Raw genomic sequence first — 19,333 nt, 5'->3', positions numbered from 1 at the left:
GTCAGCAACCTCACCGGGCACAACACCTAGCGCTTCCGGTGCTGCTCCGAGATGCGCTGGACGGCGTTCATGGACTGCCGGATGCCTTCAGTGGCCTTGTCGAGGGCACGGAACGAGTCCGAGGAAATCTCGTTCAGTGTGCGAGTCATCTGATCCAGCGACGCCGGGCTCGGCACCGAAGCCGTCATCGCGGCTCGCATGGCATCCAGTGCCGCGTTGGTCGCTTCCATGACCACGGTCGCAAGTTCACCGGCCGGGATACGCAGCGCCGCGGGGTCGAGATGCACCGCGCTCACCCGTCCCCCGGTGATCTCGACGCGAACCTTGCCGTCCATCGCCTCCCCCGTGCCGATCGACGGCTCGGGCGAAGTGGCACCTGCCGCCGGCCCGCCACCGGCCCGGAGCTGATCGAGCTGGTCTTGCATGTGATGCACGACGTCCTTGGACGCTCGCCACGGATCGGTCACGGTGTCACCTTCCCGGTGAACGGCCGGACCAGCGCCCCGGCCTCGCGCAGCGCGTCGATCGCGTCGGTCAGGCCGCCGGTTCCGGTGACGGCGCTGCCGGCCAGGACCGTACCCGTCGCGCCCGCGGCGTCCCACCCACCGACCTGGTCGGCGTCGAACCCGACTCGGTCCAACCGGGCGTCGCGCAGCTTCGCGTCCCGAAGATCGGTGCGGAAGAAGTACGTCTTGGTCAGGTCGGCGCGGTCGAGCACGGCTCCGACCAGCACCGCTTCGGTCAGGTCGGCGCGGAGCAGCCGGGCACCGGTCAGGTCGGCGCCCGTGAGATCTGCGCCGGTGAGGTTGACCTTGTACAGGTCGGCCGCCGTCAGCTTCGCGCGCCGCAGGTTCGCGCCGATCAGCTCGGTGTGACTGAAGTCCACGCCGGTCAGGTCGCAGCCGGACAGGTCGGCTTCGTTCAGCACGGCGCCGTCCACCCGCTGGCCGGCGAGCCGAAGCCGGGTGAGTGAGCGGCCGGTCAGGTCCAGCTGCCGTCCGCCGTCGTTGTCGTTCCACCGCCGGTGGTCTTCGAGCAGCGCATCGAACTCAGCCTGCCCCAGCGTTTGTGCCATCAGTAGATCGCCACCTTGTCCGCCCACTCCGGATGGGACCCGACGAGCTCCTTCAGGTCGTCCCGGTCGGCTTGGGACAACTTGCTGATATCGAGCGCGACGTGCTCCCCGGCGGCGATCTCGCGCTGGATCGACTTCTCCGCGGCGGCTCTGGTGTAGCCGCCGCGTCCGGACCTCGTTTGAAATCCTTTCACATCCCAGTCCTGGCCGCTGCCGTCCTTGAAATCCGCGCCGGGACTGCCGCGTTCGACCGGCGGGGCAACCGCGCCCATCTTCTCCAGACCGAGGGCGACCTCCGCCTCTCGCCTCGTCGCCGCCGTAGCCGTGCCTCCGTGATCGGGATCCTTGGCGAGCTCTTCCTTGCGGCGTTCGTACTCCTGCCGTTCCTGCTCGCGCTCCGCAGGCGTGTCGAACTCATCGACCCCCTGCGCGGAGGTGTGGATGGGCCGCCCCTCCAGCCGGTCGATCTCTTCGCTCAGGTGCTCGCGCACCAGGCCGGAGAGCGGTGCGCCCAGTTCACGGATCGCGGTGACGGTGGTGTTGACCAGGGCCACGATCGTCCTGTTGACCGTGACCGCGGTCTCCGCGGCCGCTGCGAGAGACGCACCGAGGGTGAAGAATGCGGCGGCGATGGCCGCTGCCAGGATCACCGCGAACGCCACCAACTGGGCGATCACCAGGATCTTCAGGGTCAGGACGAGCGAACCTGCGGAGTAGAACGCGATGGACACCGCACCGGCCACGATGCCGCAGTCCACGAGGTAACCGGCTTCGCCGGACAGCTTCTCCCAATACGCCTTGAAGGCATCAAGGCCGGGGCTCCGGTTTTCCGCCAGCATTTCCGACACCGCTTTCGCCGCCGCCTCCGCGTGCGTGGCCGCCTGTTCGGCGAAAGTGCCCCAGTACTCACCGCAGTGGAACAGCTTCGTCTCGTCGGCCTCCGGCCAGGTGCAGCCGATCCAGGACAGCGCCTCGATCAGCTCAGGTGGCAGTTGCAGGCCCACTCAGGCATCACCCAAGCTGTCCATGATGGCCTGCACGCGGCGCATCTGCCTGGTGTTGTCCCGTTCGACCACGGTGTACGCGGCGGCCGCCTGATTCATCGCCGCGGCAGTTTCGACAAGGCAGAAACCGGTTTGGTTGAAGTATTCCAGCGCGGTGGGGCCGATGATCTCGTACATATCCTGGAGAGCGTTGCCCAGCTCGTCATCTCCGTAGGGATTCCCCACGGCGCCCATGTCCGCGGCCAATGCCGCCGCCGACTCTCCCCAGTCCTGGCCCGCAGCGTCAACGCTCCGAGCTGCCTGGTGGACACTTTCCGGCCGTACGTCAACCGTCCCCATCACTCGACCCTAACACGCGAGTTCCCACCCGGCCAGATTTCTCACGCACGCGAAGCTCGCTCTCGTCAGCCCGGAAACCGGCAGCGACCAATTCCCGGAAACCCGAGACGCCGGACGACTCGGAAATGCACGAGCATCCAATCTGGAGAATCCACGGTGCCAGGTCTTCGAGCCGGAGAACCGCGCGCGGTCATGTCCCGAACAGGCAAGCCCCGTGTCCTGAACCGGATAGACGATCGCGGCCCCGGCGAGGTTCTCTGTTGCTCCCGATCGACGCGAGGAGCGCAGGATGCCCGAAGAGGCCACCACGGAGTTCTGGCAGGAGCTGAAGCCGATCCGGAACTCGGTCAAACCCGATGCGTTGCCCGAGGTCTACCTCGAGAACGTGGCCACCGATGACGACCGGTACTACGTGCCGTTCACCGAGACCGTCGGTTCCCGGCCACTGTGGATCAACATCAAGGACAACTCCTGGTCGGACGTCCTGCGCGCCACCGAGGCCGGATTGGTCAACCGGCACTACCACCCGCACGAAGTGTTCGCGTACACCATCTCCGGGAAGTGGGGCTACCTCGAACGGCCGTGGACGGCCTCCGCCGGCGACTTCGTCTACGAGGCTCCCGGGGAGGGACACACCCTGGTCGCCTACGACGGACCCGAACCGATGAAGGCGCTGTTCATCGTGAAGGGACCGCTGATCTGGCTGGACGAGGACGGCGGCACCACCGGCTACTTCGACGTGCACGACTACGTCGACATGTGCCGCAGGCACTACGACGAGGTCGGCATCGGCGCCGGCTACGTGAACTCGCTGCTCCGCTGAGCGGCTCCGGACCTGTTGCCCGGGGGGCCTTCCAGCGAATCGAGGTATGCATGTCTTCCGACGCCGGCGCCGGCGTGCCCTCCGCGGCCGCCCGGCGCTACGAGAACCTGTTGCTGCTGATCCTGTTCCTGTCGTTCGGGTTCGTCTTCTTCGACCGCCAGGCGCTTTCCTTCCTCGCGCCGTTCCTGGTCAAGGAGTTCGGGCTGTCGAACACCGAACTCGGGGTGCTTTCCGGGGTGCTGGCGCTGACCTGGGCGCTGTCCGGGATGGTCTTCGGACGGCTGTCCGACCGGCTGGGCCGCCGCAAGCCGATCCTGATCGCGGCGGTCCTGCTCTTCTCCGCCATTTCCTCGCTGTCGGGTTTGATGACCGGCTTCGTGGGCCTGCTGCTCACCCGGGCGTTGATGGGTGTCGCGGAGGGCGCGGTGCTGCCCGTTGCGCAGTCGTTGATGGTCGAGGCGTCCCAAGAGCGCCGGCGCGGGCTGAACATGGGCCTGGTGCAGGGCTCGTCGGCCGGCCTGCTCGGCGGCATCATCTCGCCCCTGGTCGTGGTGTGGCTGGCCGGGCACTTCGGCTGGCGCACCGCGTTCCTCGTCACCATCGTGCCCGGCGTGCTGCTGGCGGTGTGGATCCGGCGCTCGGTGCGGGAGGTACCGCCCGGCGGTCCCGCCTCGCCGGCACCGGTCGCCGACCGGCCGGTGGACGGGGAATCTCCCGCGCCGGGGTTCTGGTCGGTGCTCAGGTACCGGAACGTGGTGCTCTGCGCGCTGATCGCGTGCTTCTACCTGACGTGGTTCATCGTGATCATCACCTTCACCCCGGTCTTCCTCACCAGCGTGAAGGGGTTCTCCCCCGGCACCATGAGCGCGGTGATGACCTGCTTCGGCGTGGCCTGGGTGGTCTGGGGATTCCTCACCCCGGCGATCTCGGACCGCGTCGGGCGGCGGCGCACCATGACCGTGTTCACGCTGGTCGCCGCGGTCTGCCCGGTGGCCGTGGTGTACGTGCCCGACCCGCTGGTGCTCGGCGTGGTCGTGGTGCTCAGCTTCACCGGGCTCGGCTGCTTCACGCTGTTCATGGCCACCATCCCGGCCGAGACCGTGCCGCGCGGTGCGCTGGCCACCGCGCTCGGGCTCGTGATGGGCGTCGGCGAACTGGCCGGCGGATTCCTGGCTCCGGTGGTCGCGGGGTGGGCTTCGGATGCCTGGGGGCTGCGCGCGGCGATGTTCATCGCGGCCGGCGGCGCGGTCGTGGTCGCCGCGCTGTCGCTCGGCCTGCGGGAGACCGCGCCCGCGGTGCTGCGCCGTCGGGCCACGGCGAAGGCGGCGGTGGCCCGATGAGGATGACGGCCGCGGTGTGGCACGGGCCGAAGGACGTCCGGATCACCGAACTGGACGTCCGCCCGCCAGGGCCCGGCGAAGTCACGCTCGAGGTGGCCTACTGCGGGATCTGCGGCAGTGACCTGCACGAATACGTCGACGGGCCGCACGCGGTCCCGGTCGGCGCCCCGCACCCGGCCTCCGGGGTCGCCGCGCCGCTGGTGCTCGGCCACGAGTTCTGCGGGACGATCAGCGCGGTCGGTCCTGAGGTGTCCGGTCTGGCGATCGGCGACCGGATCGCCGTCGAACCCAACTACCGGTGCGGGACCTGCCCGCGGTGCGCGGCCGGGGAGTACAACATCTGCCGCCACTTCGGGTTCGCCGGACTGAGCGGTCACGGCGGGCTGGCCGAGTACTGCACGCTGCCCGCCTACATGGCGCACCGGCTGCCGCCCGAGGTCTCCCTGGAACAGGCCGCGCTCTTCGAGCCGGCCGCCGTCGCCCTGCACGCGCTGCGCCGCTCCGGCGCCGGGCCCGCGGACGCCGTCGCGGTCATCGGGCTCGGCCCGATCGGCCTCCTCACCGTGCTGCTGGCCACGCGGCTGGGGATCAGCAGGATCATCGCCGCCGAGGTGGTCGCGGAACGGCTGCGGCTGGCGGCCCGGCTCGGCGCCACCGATCTGGTGGACGCCGGCTCCGGCGAGGACGCGGCCGAACGCATCCGCGAACTGACCGGCGGGCAGGGAACCGACGTGGCCTTCGAGGCGGTCGGCGCCGAGCACACGCTCCGGACCTGCCTCGCCGCGACCCGGCGCGGCGGCCGGGTCGTCCTGGTCGGGCTGACCGGCGAGATCAGCCTGAGCGCCTTCGAGCTGGTGAACAACGAGCAGTCGATCATCACCAGCGTCGGGTACCGGGACTGTCATCCCGAGCTGATCCGGCTGGTCGCCGAGGAGGGGCTCGACCTCACCCCGATCGCCACCGAGACGATCCCCCTCGACCAGGTGGTACCCCGCGGCTTCGAGGCACTGCTCGGCGGCACCGGACAGATCAAGGTGCTCGTGCGGCCGAAGCCGGGACAGCGGTGCAGGGAGAGTGCTGCCGGGGCTGAACCGGACCGGTGACTCGGCCGGCCACCTGGCTTAGGCTGTCCACGCCGTTCAGCACCAGGACCGGCCAGGAGGCAACGATGCCCGCGCCCAGCAGTCCCATCGCCGTGCTCTCCAGCGCGTCCACCGAGTCCGTGCCTCCGGACGAGCGCATCGAGTTCTGGGAGGACCACAACCGGCGCGAGCTGGTCGGCCTGACCTGCTCGTCGTACGCCGAGCAGGGGCTGGTGGCCGAAGAGACCAACCTCGCCGCCGGTGCGCTGCACGTCGCGGAGATCCTGGGCAACGCGCACGCCGTCGAACGGTCCCGGAAGACCTGCCGCGCGCTGCCGAAGGACTCGGTGTTCGCCAGCCTGGTCCTCGGCGGCACCGCGGTGTTCTTCTCCGGCGACGGCGTGTTCCCGGTCGAGGCCGGGAACCTGGTGCTCTACGAGACCGAGCGGCCGTACCTGTTCGCGTTCTCCGCACCGATGCGGCAGATCCTGGTGGACATCCCGCGCCCGGTCTTCACCGAGCGCTGCTGGTCCGGCGGCGTGCCCGAGCCCACGGTGCTCGGCGCGCGTTCGACGGCCGAGACGATGGCCGTCTCGGCCCTGCACTCGGTGGTCGACGCGCTGGTCACCCAGCGGTCGCTGCCGGGCGGCGGCGACCCGGAGACCACGCTGCTGGAGCTCATCCGGGCGCTCGGCGCGCGCCGGTTCGAAGGGGATCGCGGCCACCTCGCCGCGATCCGGCAGTACATCGACCGCCACCTGACGGATCCGGCGCTGGGCGCGCAGCGCGTGGCAGCTGCGGCCGGGATCTCGGCCCGCCACCTGAGCCGGATCTTCGAAGCCGAGGGCACCAGCCCCGCACGCTACATCCTGCGGCAGCGGCTGGAGCGCGCGTACGCCCAGCTGACCTCCGGTGGGACCGCCACCACGATCGCCGATGTCGCCTACCGCTGCGGCTTCGCCAGCCAGTCCCACTTCACCAGGGTGTTCCGCGAACAGTTCGGCCGGACCCCGCGCGAAGTGCGCAACGACCGTGCCGCTCCGCTGTCATCCTGATCCTCGGCGTGGCTGGTCATCAATCCCCAGCTGGAAGGGTGGCCAGCGCACGCAGCTTCGGCACCGGGATGCGCTTGCCGTAGGAAATCACCGTGCGCTGCCCGTTTTCGCCGAGCCAGGTCAGCAGCGCCGATCCGGCCGGCACGCTGCCCTCGACGAGATCCGGCTCGCCGAGTGGCGGCAACGGGCCCACGACCTTGATGGACAGGCCGAGGATCTCGGTCCAGAAGTAGTCGTCCAGCGGCGGTCCCGCCGGGTCGAGCCTCAGTGCCGACGCGGCGGCTGCCTTGCCCTGCGCGACGGCGGTGGACCAGAACGGCGTGCGCGAGCCGCCGCCCGTGGGCAGGTACGTGACGTCCCCGGCGGCGAACACGCCCGGCACCGCGGTGGCGCAGGCCGGGTCGATCCCGACGCCGAGGCGACCGGCCAGGCCGGTCCCCGCCAGCCAGCCCGTGTTCGGCACCTCGCCACAGCAGGTGACGACCACGTCGGCGGTGAGGACGGTGCCGTCGGCCAGCCGCACGCCGTCGACCGGATCGCCGGTCAACGCCGCCGGTCCTCCGACGACGACGCGGACGCCGTGTTCTCCGGCCCGCGTGGTGATCGCCTCGGACACGAACGGGCCGAGGACGCGGCGCAGCGGCGGGTCGACATCGACCACGGTGACCGGGATGTCCCGGGCCACGCAGGCGCTGACGACTTCCAGGCCGAGGAAACCGGCGCCGACGACGACCGCGGAACGGGCGGTGTCGAGCCGCGTGCGCAGCCGGCGTGCGTCGTCCAGGGTCCGCAGCACCGTTTCGCCGCGTTGCCCGGGAGCGGCGATCCGCCGGGCGCGAGCGCCGGTGGCGATGACGAGCGCGTCGTAGCCGATCTCCCGGCCGTTCGCGGTGGCCACCACCCGCCGGCCGACGTCGGCGGTCACCGCGGGCGAGCGGACGGCATCGATGTCGAGCCCGTCGAGCCGGTAGCCGAGCCTGCTGTCGGCACTGTCGTCCTTGAGCACGGCCTTGGAGAGCGGAGGCCGCGCGTAGGCGCCGTGGTCTTCCGCGCCGATCACGGTGATCGGACCGCTGTGGCCCAGTTCCCGGAGCTGCCTCGCCGCGGTGATGCCGGCGATGGACTCGCCGGCGACGACGATCGAGCGCGGTCGTGTCACGGGAGCTCCCGCAGCGCGGCGACCGGGCACGAGGTGACGGCCGCCCGCGCGGCGGCGAGCTGCTCCGGCGGGATGTCGGTGCCTTCGAAGTGGTGGACGAGTTCGGCGTCGTCGTCGAGTTCGAAGATCGCGGGGGCCTGTTCGGTGCACAGGCCGTGGCCTTCGCAGCGGTCGTAGTCGGCGGAGATCTTCACCGCGGGTCCCCTTTCAGGCCGGGATGAGTTCGATCGGGAGCCGCCCGAGGCGGTGGATGATGTTGTTGCGCGCCCACTCGGGCGGTCCGGCCGGCTCGATCCGGTCGACCCGGGCCACGAGCGCACGCAGCATCGCCTGGGTTTCCAGGCGGGCGAGGCCTTGCCCGGCGCAGCCGTGCGTGCCGTGCCCGAAACCGAGCTGCCGGGCGGCGTCCCGGCGGATGTCGAACGTGTCCGGGTCGTCCCACTCCAGCGCGTCACGATTGGCGGAGGCGTAGAGGACGAGGACACGGGAACCCGCGGGCAGCGCGGCGCCGGCCACCTCGGCGTCGCGCGCGACCTTGCGGCTGAAGGCGCGCAACGGGGATTCGTAGCGGACGATCTCGTTGACCGCGTTGGGGATCAGGCCGGGGTCGTCCTTGAGGAGCTGCCACTGGCCGGGGTGGGTGGCGAACAGGTGCAGGGCGCTCGCGATCGCGCTGAGGGTGGTGTCCAGGGACGGTGCCAGGTAGTCGATCATCAGCGCCGGGCACTCGGCGTGGGCGAGCTCGCCCGCTTCGGCCGCGCGCAGCAGGTCGTCACCCATGCTGCCCGGCAGGACCTTCCGCCGCTTCGCGACGGTGTGCGCGAACCGCGCCATTCCCAGGCCGGCCGGTACCGCCTGCACCGCCTGGCCGTTCAGGGGACCCAGGATGTCGAAGGTGGCCGCGCCCCACCGCAGCAGGTTCTCCCGCCCCTCCACCGGCCACCCGACGAGGTCGGGGACCACCGCGGCGGGCAGTGCGGCGGCGACTTCGACGCCGTCGACGGTGCGCCGGGCGAGTGCGGCGTCGACGATCTCGGCCGCCTGGCGGTCCACCACGTCCCGCATCGCGCGCAGCGCTCGGGGGGTGAGCCGGTGGGCGACCAGGGCCCGGCGGCGGGCGTGGTCTTCGCCGTCGCTGTTGAGGGTCGTGCCCCGGGAGAGCCGGTTGGCGACGGGATTGAGCGCGACGCCGTCGCCGGAGACGAAGGTCTTGTCGTCCAGCAGCACGGCTTTGCATTCGGCGTAGCGGGGCAGCGCGTAGACCTTGTGCCGGGGCAGCCACACCACGGGCCCGAGTTCACGCAGGTTCGCGTAGTGCGGGTACGGGTCCAGGATCGCCTGCGGCGAATAGATGTCCGGCCGGTACACCGGCACTTCGTGGCGTCGGGGCATCGTTGCTCCTCGTCAGGGGGCGGTGAACCGCGGCAGGGACCGGGAGAGGCTGTTGCTCGCGCTCAGCACCGTGCCGTCCGGGCGGACGACGGCCGCGCCGGTACGCAGCCAGCGGTGCAGTTCGGCGGAACGCCGGGTCGTTACGAGGACCGCGCCGGACTCCCGGATGGCGGCTCGCTCGGTCTCCGACGGCGTGCTCGTGGTGACGACGGCGAAGCGGCCGCCGGCCACGTCGTCGAAGCGGGTTCCGTCGTCGAGAAGGGCGTTGGGGCACAGCCGTCCCGCCAGGGACCGCCGGAAGCGAGGCCGCACGACCAAGCCTGAGCGGTGCAGTGCGGGTGTCGCACTGTCGAGGACGCGGCCGCTCAAGCGTGGCGCGACCACCCGGCGGATCAGGTCACCGAACCGGCCGCCTTCGGTCATGGCCTTGCCGATCAGCACGGCTCGCCGGATCATCGCGCGGGCGTGCGGCTTGCGTTCGGCCTCGTAAGAAGAAAGCACGCGCTCGGGCAGGGTCCCGTCGAGGACACCGGCGAGCTTCCAGGCGAGATTGGCCGCGTCGCGCACCCCGGCGCCCATGCCCTGGCCGATGAACGGCGGGGTGAGGTGCGCGGCGTCGCCCAGCAGGAACACCCGGCGGTCACGCCACCGGTCCGCGACCCGCGCGCGGAAGGTGTACTCGGCGACGCGGACGATCTCCAGGTCGATCTCTCCGGTCCACGGCGCGATCAGCGGGTGCAGCCGGCGGATGTCGTTGAAGTCGTCGCCGGTCTCTCCGGGCAGCAGCCGGAATTCCCAGCGGTAGCGGGTCTTCCCGATGCGCATGTAGGTCGCGGCGCGACGCGGGTCGCACACCTGGTGCACGCCTTCCCACTGGCCGAGGTCGGCGGTGGTGGCGACGTCGACCACGAGCCAGCGCTGGTCGAACTTCAGGTCCGCCATCGTCGCGCCGATCGCGATCCGGGTGAGGCTGTTGGCGCCGTCGCAGCCGAGGACGTAGTCCGCGTGGATCGTCTCGCGCGCACCGGTGCCGCGGTCGGTCGTCTCGACCCGCACGCCGGTTCCGTCCTGCGCGATGCCGGTGACCTCGGTGTTGCCGCGCAGGGTGACGGTGCCGACCGTCTCCAGGTGGGTCCGCAGCAGGTGCTCCAAATCGGGTTGGTCGAACATGTTCGCCTCCGGGTAGCCGTGGCGGCCGGCGCCCGGGGAACGGCGGAACTCGGCCAGCACCCGCAGGTCCGGGTCGAGCAGCCGCAGCCCGTGACAGGGCCAGGAGAGGGCGGCGAACGCCCCGGCCAGCCCGAGCCGCCCGAGGATGCGGTGCACCTCGTCGTCCAGGTGCACCGCACGGGGCTGCGGGTAGACCGAGTCCCACCGCTCCAGCACCAGGCATTCGACGCCGTAGCGGCCGAGCAGCGCCGCGGCGGTCAATCCGGTCGGGCCCGCCCCGACGATGACGACGGGCACCCTCACGGCGACACCCCGAGAGCCACGAGGTATCCGGCGACGAGCGCCGCGCAGACCAGCGCCGGTACCAGGTCGCGGAGGCCGTCCCGGTTGCGCACGTGGGTGACGAGTGCGCCCGCGAGCAGGAGCAGCAGGCCGGCCCCGGCCAGGGTGCCGAGCACCGGCACGGCCAAGCCGAGCAGGAGCCCGGCGGCGCCGGCGATCTCCAGCGCACCGATGCCGCGGTAGGCGGTGACGGAGAATCCGGCGTGCGCGGCGCGTTCCCGCATGGGCGCGAGCGCGAACAGCTTGGCCGCACCGAAAAGGACGAAGATGACCGCCACGAGAACGGACAGGACAATCATGGCTTTCCTTCGCAGGTCAGGCGGGCGGGGACGGCGTAGCGGGCCAGCGTGGCTGCCACCTTCGGTTCGTCCACTTCGGACGGAAGGGTGACGGCGGCGACCACGGTTCCGTCCTCGATCACCGCATCGACGGTCACGCGATCGAACGGGGCGAGGACCTCGGCGATCGCGCGGCGGGTGGCGTCGGCACGCAGCGCGAGCTTGTAGGGCTTGCCGACGTCGGTCACCGGCAGCGCGTCGAGCACGGTGACGGCCTTCGGCACGGCGGCGCGCTCGGGGACTCGCTCGGCGGCCCACGCGAGCAGGTCGGCCTCGGTCGCCGTGGCGCCGGGCGCGAGGGTCACGTACGCGACGGGGACCTCTCCGGAATGCTCGTCCGGACGGCCGACCGCGCCGGCCGCGGTCACCTCGGGGTGGCTCAGCAGGGCGTCCTCGACCATCGCCGGGTCGATGTTGTGGCCGCCGCGGATGATGAGGTCCTTGGCGCGGCCGGCCAGCTGCACGAACCCGTCAGCGTCCAGCCGGGCCAGGTCACCGGTGTCCAGCCAGCCGTCACGGAGCTTGCCGAGGCCGTCCAGGACGTACGCGTTTTCGGCACGCCCCACGACATAGCCGGGGAACACCGTGGGGCCGCTGATGGCCAGCACCCCGGTCTCGCCGCTGGGCAGCTCCTCCCCCGTTTCCGGGTGCACGACCTTCAGCCGCTGGTAGGGCAGGCGCTGGCCGACGGTGCCGGGGCGCGGGGCGTCGGGGAAGCTGCGGGCGCTGGCGCAGGTGGCTTCGGTCAGCCCGTAGCCTTCGACCAGGGTGACGCCGGTGTGGTCCTGGAAGCCCGCCCGCACCGCCGCGGGCAGCGGCGAGGCGCCGACCATGGCGAACCGCAGGCTGGCGATGTCGGCGTCCACCGGGCACTGCGCGAGCACCGCGTACACGGTCGGCACCGCGCTCATCGCGGCGATCCGGTGGTGCTCGACGATCTTCCAGAACTCCCCGTACAACGCCGGTTCGCGGTAGCCGAGCGGGCCGGCCCACACCGCGTGCTGGCCCTTGAACAGCGGCGCGAGCAGCGTGACCACCAGCGCGTTGACGTGGAACAGCGGCAGCGCCGCGAAGACGGCCGAGCCGGGGTCGAGCAGCGAGTTGGCCGCGATCATCCACGCGTCGGCGACCTCGTTGGCGTGCGTGTGCGCGGCCAGCTTCGGCGCCCCGGTGGTGCCGCCGGTGTGGAACAACGCGGCCAGGTCCGCCGCCACCGGGGGTTCACCGGCGAAGTCGGCGGCGTCGTGGCCGGCCGCGAGGTCGGCGAGGTAGCCGACACGCACCCCCTCGACGGCGGGCAACGCGGCCGGTTCGCCGGCCGCGCCGGTCGGGCGCAGCACGAGGACGACGTCCAGCTCGGGGGCCAGCGTCCGGGCGGTGTCCCAGACTTCCGGCGCGAGTTCCGGCCCGGCGGTGATCAGCACGCGCGCGCCGGACCGGCGGAGCAGTTCGGTGAGGTGGTCGCGGGACAGGGCGCCGTTGAGCGGGGCCGCGATCCCGGCGAGCTGCGCGGCGAGGGTCGCCGGGATCAGGTCGGCGCAGTTGGGCGACATCAGGGCCACCGCGTCGCCGCGCCGGATTTCCAGCTCCAACAACAGGTTCGCGTAGCGGTGGACGTCGGCGAGCAGCTCGCCGAACGTGCGCCGGACCGGTTCCCGCCACCGCGCCGCCTCGGGCAACACGGTGGTCGCCGGGTGATCCGGCCACCACCCGGCGGCGCGCGAGAGCAGGGCGTAGGTCGACTCCGGCAGGCCTCGTTCGGCAAGCGGGACGGCCTCGATCGCGGCCAGATCGGCGGGCTCGGCGTAGCGGGGCCACAGGGAAGCGCCGGTCATCGCTGGTACCTCACGACCGTGCGCTGGGTGCCCAGGTCGAGGGCGCCGTCGTCGGTCGCGACCCTCGCCTCGACGACGTCGCCGTCGGCCAGGTACTTCGGGTTCTTCGCCTGGCCCTTGAAGAACAGCTTCCATTTCAGTGCGGGCGGCAGCAGCGCGGCGAGCTTTTCCACGGCTTTCGGCGGTGCGGACAACGCGGTGCCGGCGGGAGTCCCGGTCAGCACCAGGTCGCCGGGATCCAGCCGCTGGAACCGGGCCAGCGCCCGCAGCGCCTCGAGCGGGCGGTAGATCATGTCGGCGCCGACGACCGAGTCCTGGCGCACCGTGCCGTTGACCGACAGCGTCAGCCGCAGATCGGCGAACCGCTTCAGCTCGTCGGCTTCCAGGAGCACGAGGGCGGGCCCGGCCGGGGTGAACGTCGGGTACGACTTGGCCTCGTAGAACTGGGTCTGGGGCAGCTGGATGTCCCGGGCGGACACGTCGTTGGTGACCACCAGGCCCGCGACGCACTCTTCCAGCGCGGTGACGTCGCTGCCGACCGGGATCTCCCGGCCGATGACCAGCCCGATCTCCACCTCGTAGTCGAGCAGCCGCACGTGGGCCGGCTTGACGACGTCGTCGAACGGGCCGCTGAGCGACCCGGACGCCTTGCGGAAGAACGTCAGGGGCACGGTCTTCGGGTCCATCCCGGCGTCCGTGACGTGCGAGGTGAAGTTGGTCATCTGGGCGACCACGCGGCAGGGCGCGGTCACCGGCGACACCGGTTCGAGGTCCTCGACCCGGTCGACGAACGGGCCCGCCGCGGCGATCGCCGCGCGGTCGGCGAGCAGTTCGCCGGTGGTCGTCGCTGTCGTGGGGATTTTCGCCGCGCCCTTCGGGGTGGCGAGGTACCAGGCGTCGCTGGTGCGCAGGACGGTCAGGCTCATGAGCGGGCCACCTTCAGCAGGCCCAGGAACCGCTGGGCGTCGAATTCGTTGTCTTCACGCAGCGCGGAGAACACCGCGCGCAGTTCGCGCAGCGCTTCCTTGCCCGGCTTGACGCCGAGGAAGTCGGCGGTCGCCGGCGGCCCCCACTGGGCCAGCCCGGAGGCGGTCATCGGCGCCCAGCCCGGCTCGAGGGTGTTGTCGAACAGGTCACCGTCGCTGAAGTGCTCGACCAGGAACCCGTCCGGGTCACGCCAGTAGTCGAAGAGCTGGCTGCCCTCGATGTGCCGTCCGATGCCCCACGAGTGGTGATAGCCGTGCGCGCGCAGGTACTCCCCGCCCGCGGCCAGCGCGTCGAGGTCGGCGACCTGGTACGCGGAGTGCACGTAGCGGTCGGCCGGGCCGAGCACCATGGCCAGCGTGTGGTGATCGGCCGGAGTGGCACCCCGGTCGCACCGGATGAAGCTCATGACCGGTCCGCGCTCGCGCTGCCCGGGGTAGTACAGGAAGTCGCTGACGATCATGCCGAGGTGTTCCAGATACCAGTCCAGCACCTCGCGGTAGCGGGTCGTCTGCAGCACGACATGCCCGAGCCGCTGCGCCAGCGCCGGGGCCCGGGGCGGGCGTTGCGTGGCGTTGACCCGCCGGACCTCGTGGCCGAAGTTGAGCAGGTGCGGCTCCTGCGGCGGCAGCGCGGGCAGTTCGTCCGGGTCCGAAACGACCCGGACCCGCAGGCCGCTCGGGTCGGGCAGGTCCACGACGACGCCGCCGAGCGTGTCCGGCAGCCTGCTCACCTGCCGCCCGGTGGCTTCGGCCAGCCGCAGGACGTCGCCCGGGGCGGCGGCCAGGAACGCCGGCCCCAGGAACTTCGACCGAGCACCCTTGCGGATGATCACGCACGGCGCGCCGGCGTCGGTGCCCCGCAGGTGCAGCTCGCGGCCGGTGCTGAGCACGGTGGTGAACCCGAAGGCCCGGGCGAACACCTCCGCCCGCTCCAGGTCCGGTTTTTCGAACTCCAGCCAGGCCAGGTCGTGCACCTTGATCACCGGGTCGGCCGCCCGGCCGGGGTGCTCACCCGCGAGCGCACCGTGCTCGCTGTGCAGCCCGCTGTGCGGATCTCCCACGGCTGCTCCCTCCATCCACGTTGATGACGACATCGTCAGTTACGAGCGTATCCTCAGTCAAGACTTTCTGACGATTTCCTCAGCAATGACGCGATGCGCTACGATGCGGCGACGACCAGCGAAGACGGGAGCACGGATGCCGGAGCACGCTCCGAGCCGGCTGGAACGGCGCAAGGCACACACCCGCGCGGCCCTGGTCCGGGCGGCCCAGGCCCTCATCGCCGAGGGGAAGACCGCGGTGCCGATCCTGGAGATCACCCAGGCCGCGGACGTCGGGATGGGGTCGTTCTACAACCACTTCGAGACGAAGGAGCAGCTCTACCAGGCCGCGATCGAGGACGCCCTCGACACGCACGGCGCCCTGCTGGACGAGCTGACCACCGGCCTCGACGACCCGGCGCAGGTCTTCGCGCAGAGCTTCCGGCTGACCGGGCGCCTGCACCGGCGGCACCCCGAACTCAGCAAGGTGCTCCTGCACCACGGTCTCGAGCTCGCCCACTCGAAGAACGGGCTCGCGCCCCGCGCCCGCCGCGACATCGAGGCCGCGGTGCGAGCCGGCCGCTTCACCGTCGGCGACACCGAACTCGCCATGGTCACGGTCGCCGGGACCGCACTCGGCCTCGGCCACCTCCTGCACCGGCAGCCCGAGCGCGACGACGCCGCCACGACCGACCGGGTGACCGAGGACCTGCTGCGCATGCTCGGCCTCACCGCGGCCGAAGCCCACGAGGTCTGCAGCCGGCCACTACCCGACCTCGACACCACCGCGACCGGTCCGGACACCGCCGCCTGATCACCACGGGCCCAGGCACGCGGTGATCAATGGGACGATCTCATCGAGGTGGACCTGCTGCTCGAGCGGCTCGGCAGGCACGATCCGCGCGAAGTCGCTGCCGTAGATGATGTGGTCCGGGTCGGCCACCTCGAGCAGGCTCGGCAGCGCCGCGGGTGACGCCGACGGCGCGATGCCGGGGACGCGGGGCCGGGCAGCTCGCCGGGGTGGATGAACACCGCGACCTGCCGGTCATGCAGGAACTCCAGCAGCGGTTCGTGCGGATCCCGTGGCCGTCCATGAACTTCGGCGCGGCCGAAGGCGACCACGCGGGCAGGTCGATGCGCTGGGCGCGGCGCACCGGATCGGTCCTCTCGGTCAGCCGGCCGCCAGCGGGTGGGTGCGGCGAAGCCGGACGCTCTTGGCGGACAGGTAGCGGCGGCGATCGGTGATCAGGATCGACACGAGCGTGCCGACCAGGAGCCACGCGGCGAGCTGGGCGACCCCCGTCGTGAGGCCGGTGCCGTCGGTGGCCGCGGCGCGCAGTGCCAGCACCGCGCCGTGGGTCGGGAGGTAGTCCGCGACTGCATACAGCGGCCCGGGGAGCGTCGAGACGACGCCCGTCGCGCCCGCCAGGACCAGCACGGCCAGCGACGCGATCCGGCCGGCGCGGCCGAAGATCGCCGTCGCGGCCTGGTTGAGCGCGACGAACGCCGAGGCGGCCAGCAGCGCGATCAGCAGGAAGCCGAGGGTGCCGGCGACGCCCAGTTCCAGGACGGGGACGGCGATCGCGGTGATGGCGAGCGCCGCGAGGGCCGCCGCGGTCGCCCCGGGGATGGCGGCGCGGAGGATGATCCGCCAGGTGGGTTCGCGCGCGGTCAGGACGCCGTCCGGCACGGCGCGCGTGACGATGTAGGTCGCCAGGGCCAGCGCCCAGAGCGCGAGCGCGGCGAACAGGGTGAGGGCCAGCGTGCCGATCGGAGTGCCGTCGGTCGTGGCGGTACCGGGATCCGCGGCGACGGTCTTGAGGTGCGCGCGTTCGGCGTCGGTGTAGGACGGCACCTGGCCGCGGCCCTTGTCCAGTTGGGCGGCGAGTTCCCCCGCGCCATCGTCGACCTTCCCGGCACCATCCTTCAGCTGCCCGGCGCCGGAGGCGAGCTTCTGCGCACCCGAATTCGCCTGCCGGACGCCGCTGTCGAGCTGCCTCGCGCCGCTGGCGGCGGCAGCGATCCCGGCGGCCAGCTGCCGGGACTTCGACGCGAGCTGAGCGTTGCCGTCGGCGACCTTGCGGGCCCCGGTGGCGAGGGCCTGAACGGCGTCGCGGGCCTTCACGGCGTTGGCGCGGACGGCCGCCTTGACACCGTCGATCTTCCCCGCGTCGGTCGTGAACCGGTCCGCGGCCTGCCGGAGCGCGCCGCAGAACGCCGGGGTGCCGGTGCACTCGTCGGCGAGCTGCCGGAACCGCGTCGCGGCGCTGCCCGCCGACGGGACGGCGTCGATCGCGGCGATGATCCGGTCGGCCAGCGGCACGACGACACCGGCCAGCCGTTCGTTGCCGTCGGCGACCTGGTCGGCGCCGTCGGCCAGCTGCCGGGTCAGCGCGGGCAGCTGCGCGGTGTCCCGCTCGGCCTGGGTGAGGCCGGAGGCCAGCCGGCCGGAGCCGGCGGCGAGCTGCGCGGTCCCGTCCGCGAGCTGGTCCGCGCCGGTGCGCAGGTGCCCGGCGGCGTCGTCCAGCTGACGGGTTCCGTCGGCGAGCTGGGCCGCGCCGTCGGCGGCTCGGCCGACTTGCTGGTGGAGGGTCGTGAAGCCGATGTACACGTTGTCCAAATAGGTCTGCACGACCTGCTGGTTCAACGTCCGTTGCGTGGCCTGGGCGATGTGGTCCGCCAAGCCGGGATCGCCGACACCGGCCGCGTCGGACGTCCGCACCTGCAGTTGCGCCTGGCGAGCGTCGAGGGGCTTGGCGGTGGCAGCCGAGGTGGCGCGGGTGGAGAAGTCCGCCGGAATCGTCACCGTGGCCGCGTAGCTGCCGTCCGCGAGGCCGGCGGCGGCATCGTCGGCATCGGTGAGCACCCAGTCGTAGGCCGAATCTCCGCTGTGGGTCAGGTATCCCGCGAGCTGCCGGCCGAGCGGGACGGTCTGGCCGTTGACCTGCACGGGTTCGTCGTTGTTGACCACGGCGGCCTTCGCGGTGCCGTGGTTGGCCTCCGGTGTCCAGAACGCCCAGGTGAGCAGGCCCATGATGATGAGCGGCACGGCGATGAGGCCGGTCCAGGTGCGCCAGGTCAGCGGCCCGGTGGCGAGGGCGCGAGCGGAATCGGCGAAGGGCTTGAGCATCAGAGGACCTCGGCGGGCTGGACGGCGGTGAGGGTGTGCAGGTGGGCGGCCGCGGGCAGCAGGTCCCGGATGCGCTCGGGGTCCTGGCAGGTCAGCACGAAGGTCGTGGCGCCCCGCTCGGCGACGAGCCTGCGGACGTGGTCGCGGAGGTCCGCGCGCAGCACGAGGTCGACGTCGTCGACCACGACGAGCCCGGCGTCGCGGGGGATCTGCCGGGCCGGGTCCATCGCGACGCGGCACGGGACGACGGCGACCTCGCGGCGCAGGGCGTGCGTGTGCTGAGGCAGCACCCGGCCGAGCACCTTGAGGTCGCCGGTGAACTTGGTGACCCGCCCGGCGAGCGTGTACGCCAGCGCGGTCTTGCCGCAGGCCCCCGCGCCGTGCAGCACCAGCACGCCGCCGCGAGGGACGTGCAGGCCGACGTCGCGGTACACCGGACGGCCGCGGTCGTCCTCCAGGCGCAGGTCGCGGGCGCTGATCGCCTCGTCGGTGCCGGGCCAGGCGGCCAGCCGCAGCTCGTGGACCAGGGCGTCGCCTTCGGCGTCGAACACCGGCAGCATCCGGTCGAGCTTCGGCGGCAGCCCCCAGGCGCGGCGGCCCAGCAGCGCCAGCACCGCGGGCACCAGCGTCATCCGCACGATGAAGGCGTCGACGAAGACACCGACGGCGAGGCTGAACGCGATCGGCTTGATGGTGGCGCTGCCTTCGGGGACGAACGCGGCGAACACCGCGAACATGATCACCGCCGCCGCGACCACCACGCGTGAGGCGGAGATGAACCCGGATTCGATCGCGTGGTGCGGATCGCCGTTGTGGACGTAGTCCTCGCGGATCCGCGAGACGAGGAAGACTTCGTAGTCCATCGCGAGTCCGAAGAGGACACCCATCAGGATGATCGGCAGGAAGCTGATCACGCTGCCGGTGTGCGTCACGTTGAGGACGTCCGCGAGGTGTCCTTGCACGAAAACGAAGGACGTCGCGCCGAAGGCCGCGGCGACCGAGAGCAGGTAGCCCGCGGTGGCCTTGATCGGCACCCAGATCGAGCGGAACACCATCGCCAGCAGGATCAGCGAGAGCCCGACGACGAGGATGCCGAACGGGAGCAGGGCGCTGCCGAGCTGGGTGGAGACATCGATGCCGACGGCGGTGATGCCGGTGACCGCGGTCTGCGTGCCGTAGGTGTCGCGGAAGTGCGGCTCCAGCCCGCGCAGCCGGGCCACCAG

The 19,333-nt window shown here is 71.7% G+C and carries 20 protein-coding genes; 5 read left to right on the top strand and 15 right to left on the bottom strand.

The features are described 5' to 3' along the window. Nucleotides 1-26: 26 nt before the first annotated feature. From CCN39_RS01505 to CCN39_RS01490, 4 genes are read right to left on the bottom strand one after another with little or no spacing between them, the layout of a single operon-like run. Complete coding sequence (locus tag CCN39_RS01505) at nt 27-467, bottom strand: YbaB/EbfC family nucleoid-associated protein (RefSeq protein WP_086838004.1); 441 nt, start codon at nt 465-467, stop codon at nt 27-29. Continuing rightward, nucleotides 464-1,075, bottom strand: coding sequence for a pentapeptide repeat-containing protein (locus CCN39_RS01500; RefSeq protein WP_086838003.1), 612 nt, complete (start codon nt 1,073-1,075; stop codon nt 464-466). Before CCN39_RS01500 ends, CCN39_RS01505 begins: the two co-directional genes overlap by 4 nt. Continuing rightward, nucleotides 1,075-2,079: a WXG100-like domain-containing protein gene (locus CCN39_RS01495; RefSeq protein WP_086838002.1), complete on the bottom strand. Its 1,005-nt coding sequence runs from the start codon at nt 2,077-2,079 to the stop codon at nt 1,075-1,077. Before CCN39_RS01495 ends, CCN39_RS01500 begins: the two co-directional genes overlap by 1 nt. Continuing rightward, nucleotides 2,080-2,418, bottom strand: a complete 339-nt coding sequence (locus tag CCN39_RS01490; protein ID WP_086838001.1) for a PE domain-containing protein — start codon at nt 2,416-2,418, stop codon at nt 2,080-2,082. Nucleotides 2,419-2,707: 289 nt separating this feature from the next. Between CCN39_RS01490 and CCN39_RS01485 the strand changes: the two genes are divergently transcribed. The 4 genes from CCN39_RS01485 to CCN39_RS01470 all read left to right on the top strand — a co-directional run bounded on the left by CCN39_RS01485 (nt 2,708) and on the right by CCN39_RS01470 (nt 6,718). Next, nucleotides 2,708-3,241 (top strand): 2,4'-dihydroxyacetophenone dioxygenase family protein, encoded by a 534-nt coding sequence (locus CCN39_RS01485; protein ID WP_086838000.1) that lies wholly within the window; start codon nt 2,708-2,710, stop codon nt 3,239-3,241. Nucleotides 3,242-3,291: 50 nt separating this feature from the next. Beyond that, nucleotides 3,292-4,581, top strand: a complete 1,290-nt coding sequence (locus tag CCN39_RS01480; RefSeq protein WP_086837999.1) for an MFS transporter — start codon at nt 3,292-3,294, stop codon at nt 4,579-4,581. After that, nucleotides 4,578-5,684: a 2,3-butanediol dehydrogenase gene (locus CCN39_RS01475; protein WP_244210567.1), complete on the top strand. Its 1,107-nt coding sequence runs from the start codon at nt 4,578-4,580 to the stop codon at nt 5,682-5,684. Before CCN39_RS01480 ends, CCN39_RS01475 begins: the two co-directional genes overlap by 4 nt. Nucleotides 5,685-5,749: 65 nt before the next feature. Beyond that, entirely contained in the window at nt 5,750-6,718 is a 969-nt protein-coding gene (locus tag CCN39_RS01470) for a helix-turn-helix domain-containing protein (protein WP_086837997.1), read from the top strand. Between the two features lie 19 nt (nt 6,719-6,737). Here CCN39_RS01470 and CCN39_RS01465 read toward each other — a convergent pair whose 3' ends face one another. From CCN39_RS01465 to CCN39_RS01430, 8 genes are read right to left on the bottom strand one after another with little or no spacing between them, the layout of a single operon-like run. Next, nucleotides 6,738-7,877, bottom strand: a complete 1,140-nt coding sequence (locus tag CCN39_RS01465; RefSeq protein ID WP_086837996.1) for an NAD(P)/FAD-dependent oxidoreductase — start codon at nt 7,875-7,877, stop codon at nt 6,738-6,740. Then, a complete protein-coding gene (locus CCN39_RS01460) occupies nt 7,874-8,071 on the bottom strand; it encodes a ferredoxin (RefSeq protein ID WP_086837995.1) in 198 nt (65 codons plus the stop codon). The genes CCN39_RS01465 and CCN39_RS01460 overlap by 4 nt, the downstream gene beginning before the upstream one ends. A 13-nt stretch (nt 8,072-8,084) precedes the next feature. Then, nucleotides 8,085-9,269, bottom strand: coding sequence for a cytochrome P450 (locus CCN39_RS01455; RefSeq protein ID WP_086837994.1), 1,185 nt, complete (start codon nt 9,267-9,269; stop codon nt 8,085-8,087). A gap of 12 nt (nt 9,270-9,281) precedes the next feature. Next, on the bottom strand, nt 9,282-10,742 hold the full coding sequence (mhpA, locus tag CCN39_RS01450; RefSeq protein ID WP_341867685.1) for a bifunctional 3-(3-hydroxy-phenyl)propionate/3-hydroxycinnamic acid hydroxylase MhpA: 1,461 nt from the start codon (nt 10,740-10,742) through the stop codon (nt 9,282-9,284). After that, nucleotides 10,739-11,080 (bottom strand): DoxX family protein, encoded by a 342-nt coding sequence (locus CCN39_RS01445; RefSeq protein WP_086837992.1) that lies wholly within the window; start codon nt 11,078-11,080, stop codon nt 10,739-10,741. Before CCN39_RS01445 ends, mhpA begins: the two co-directional genes overlap by 4 nt. Continuing rightward, nucleotides 11,077-12,954 (bottom strand): acyl-CoA synthetase, encoded by a 1,878-nt coding sequence (locus tag CCN39_RS01440; RefSeq protein ID WP_086837991.1) that lies wholly within the window; start codon nt 12,952-12,954, stop codon nt 11,077-11,079. The genes CCN39_RS01445 and CCN39_RS01440 overlap by 4 nt, the downstream gene beginning before the upstream one ends. Then, nucleotides 12,951-13,880 (bottom strand): fumarylacetoacetate hydrolase family protein, encoded by a 930-nt coding sequence (locus CCN39_RS01435; protein WP_086837990.1) that lies wholly within the window; start codon nt 13,878-13,880, stop codon nt 12,951-12,953. Before CCN39_RS01435 ends, CCN39_RS01440 begins: the two co-directional genes overlap by 4 nt. Then, nucleotides 13,877-15,001, bottom strand: coding sequence for a VOC family protein (locus tag CCN39_RS01430; RefSeq protein WP_244210566.1), 1,125 nt, complete (start codon nt 14,999-15,001; stop codon nt 13,877-13,879). The genes CCN39_RS01435 and CCN39_RS01430 overlap by 4 nt, the downstream gene beginning before the upstream one ends. A 136-nt stretch (nt 15,002-15,137) precedes the next feature. Here CCN39_RS01430 and CCN39_RS01425 point away from each other — a divergent pair, with 136 nt between their 5' ends. Then, the gene (locus CCN39_RS01425) at nt 15,138-15,794 is read left to right on the top strand and encodes a TetR/AcrR family transcriptional regulator (RefSeq protein ID WP_086837988.1); all 657 of its coding nucleotides are present in this window, start codon (nt 15,138-15,140) and stop codon (nt 15,792-15,794) included. Here the strand turns inward: CCN39_RS01425 and CCN39_RS49115 are convergent, their stop codons facing one another. The 3 genes from CCN39_RS49115 to CCN39_RS01415 all read right to left on the bottom strand — a co-directional run. Next, the gene (locus CCN39_RS49115) at nt 15,795-15,923 is read right to left on the bottom strand and encodes a hypothetical protein (protein ID WP_341867684.1); all 129 of its coding nucleotides are present in this window, start codon (nt 15,921-15,923) and stop codon (nt 15,795-15,797) included. Nucleotides 15,924-16,151: 228 nt separating this feature from the next. Continuing rightward, nucleotides 16,152-18,110 carry a YhgE/Pip family protein gene (locus tag CCN39_RS01420; protein ID WP_086837987.1) on the bottom strand — a complete coding sequence of 653 codons (1,959 nt, stop codon included), beginning with the start codon at nt 18,108-18,110 and terminating at the stop codon, nt 16,152-16,154. Continuing rightward, a partial coding sequence (locus tag CCN39_RS01415) for an MMPL family transporter (protein ID WP_158104472.1) occupies nt 18,110-19,333 on the bottom strand: 1,224 nt, incomplete at its 5' end. The genes CCN39_RS01420 and CCN39_RS01415, both read right to left, overlap by 1 nt.

The organism is Amycolatopsis kentuckyensis, from assembly GCF_002155975.1.
Taxonomy (GTDB): Bacteria; Actinomycetota; Actinomycetes; order Mycobacteriales; family Pseudonocardiaceae; genus Amycolatopsis; species Amycolatopsis kentuckyensis.
The sequence above is the reverse complement of the archived record's forward strand: the minus strand, read 5'-3'. Positions and strand labels throughout refer to the sequence as shown.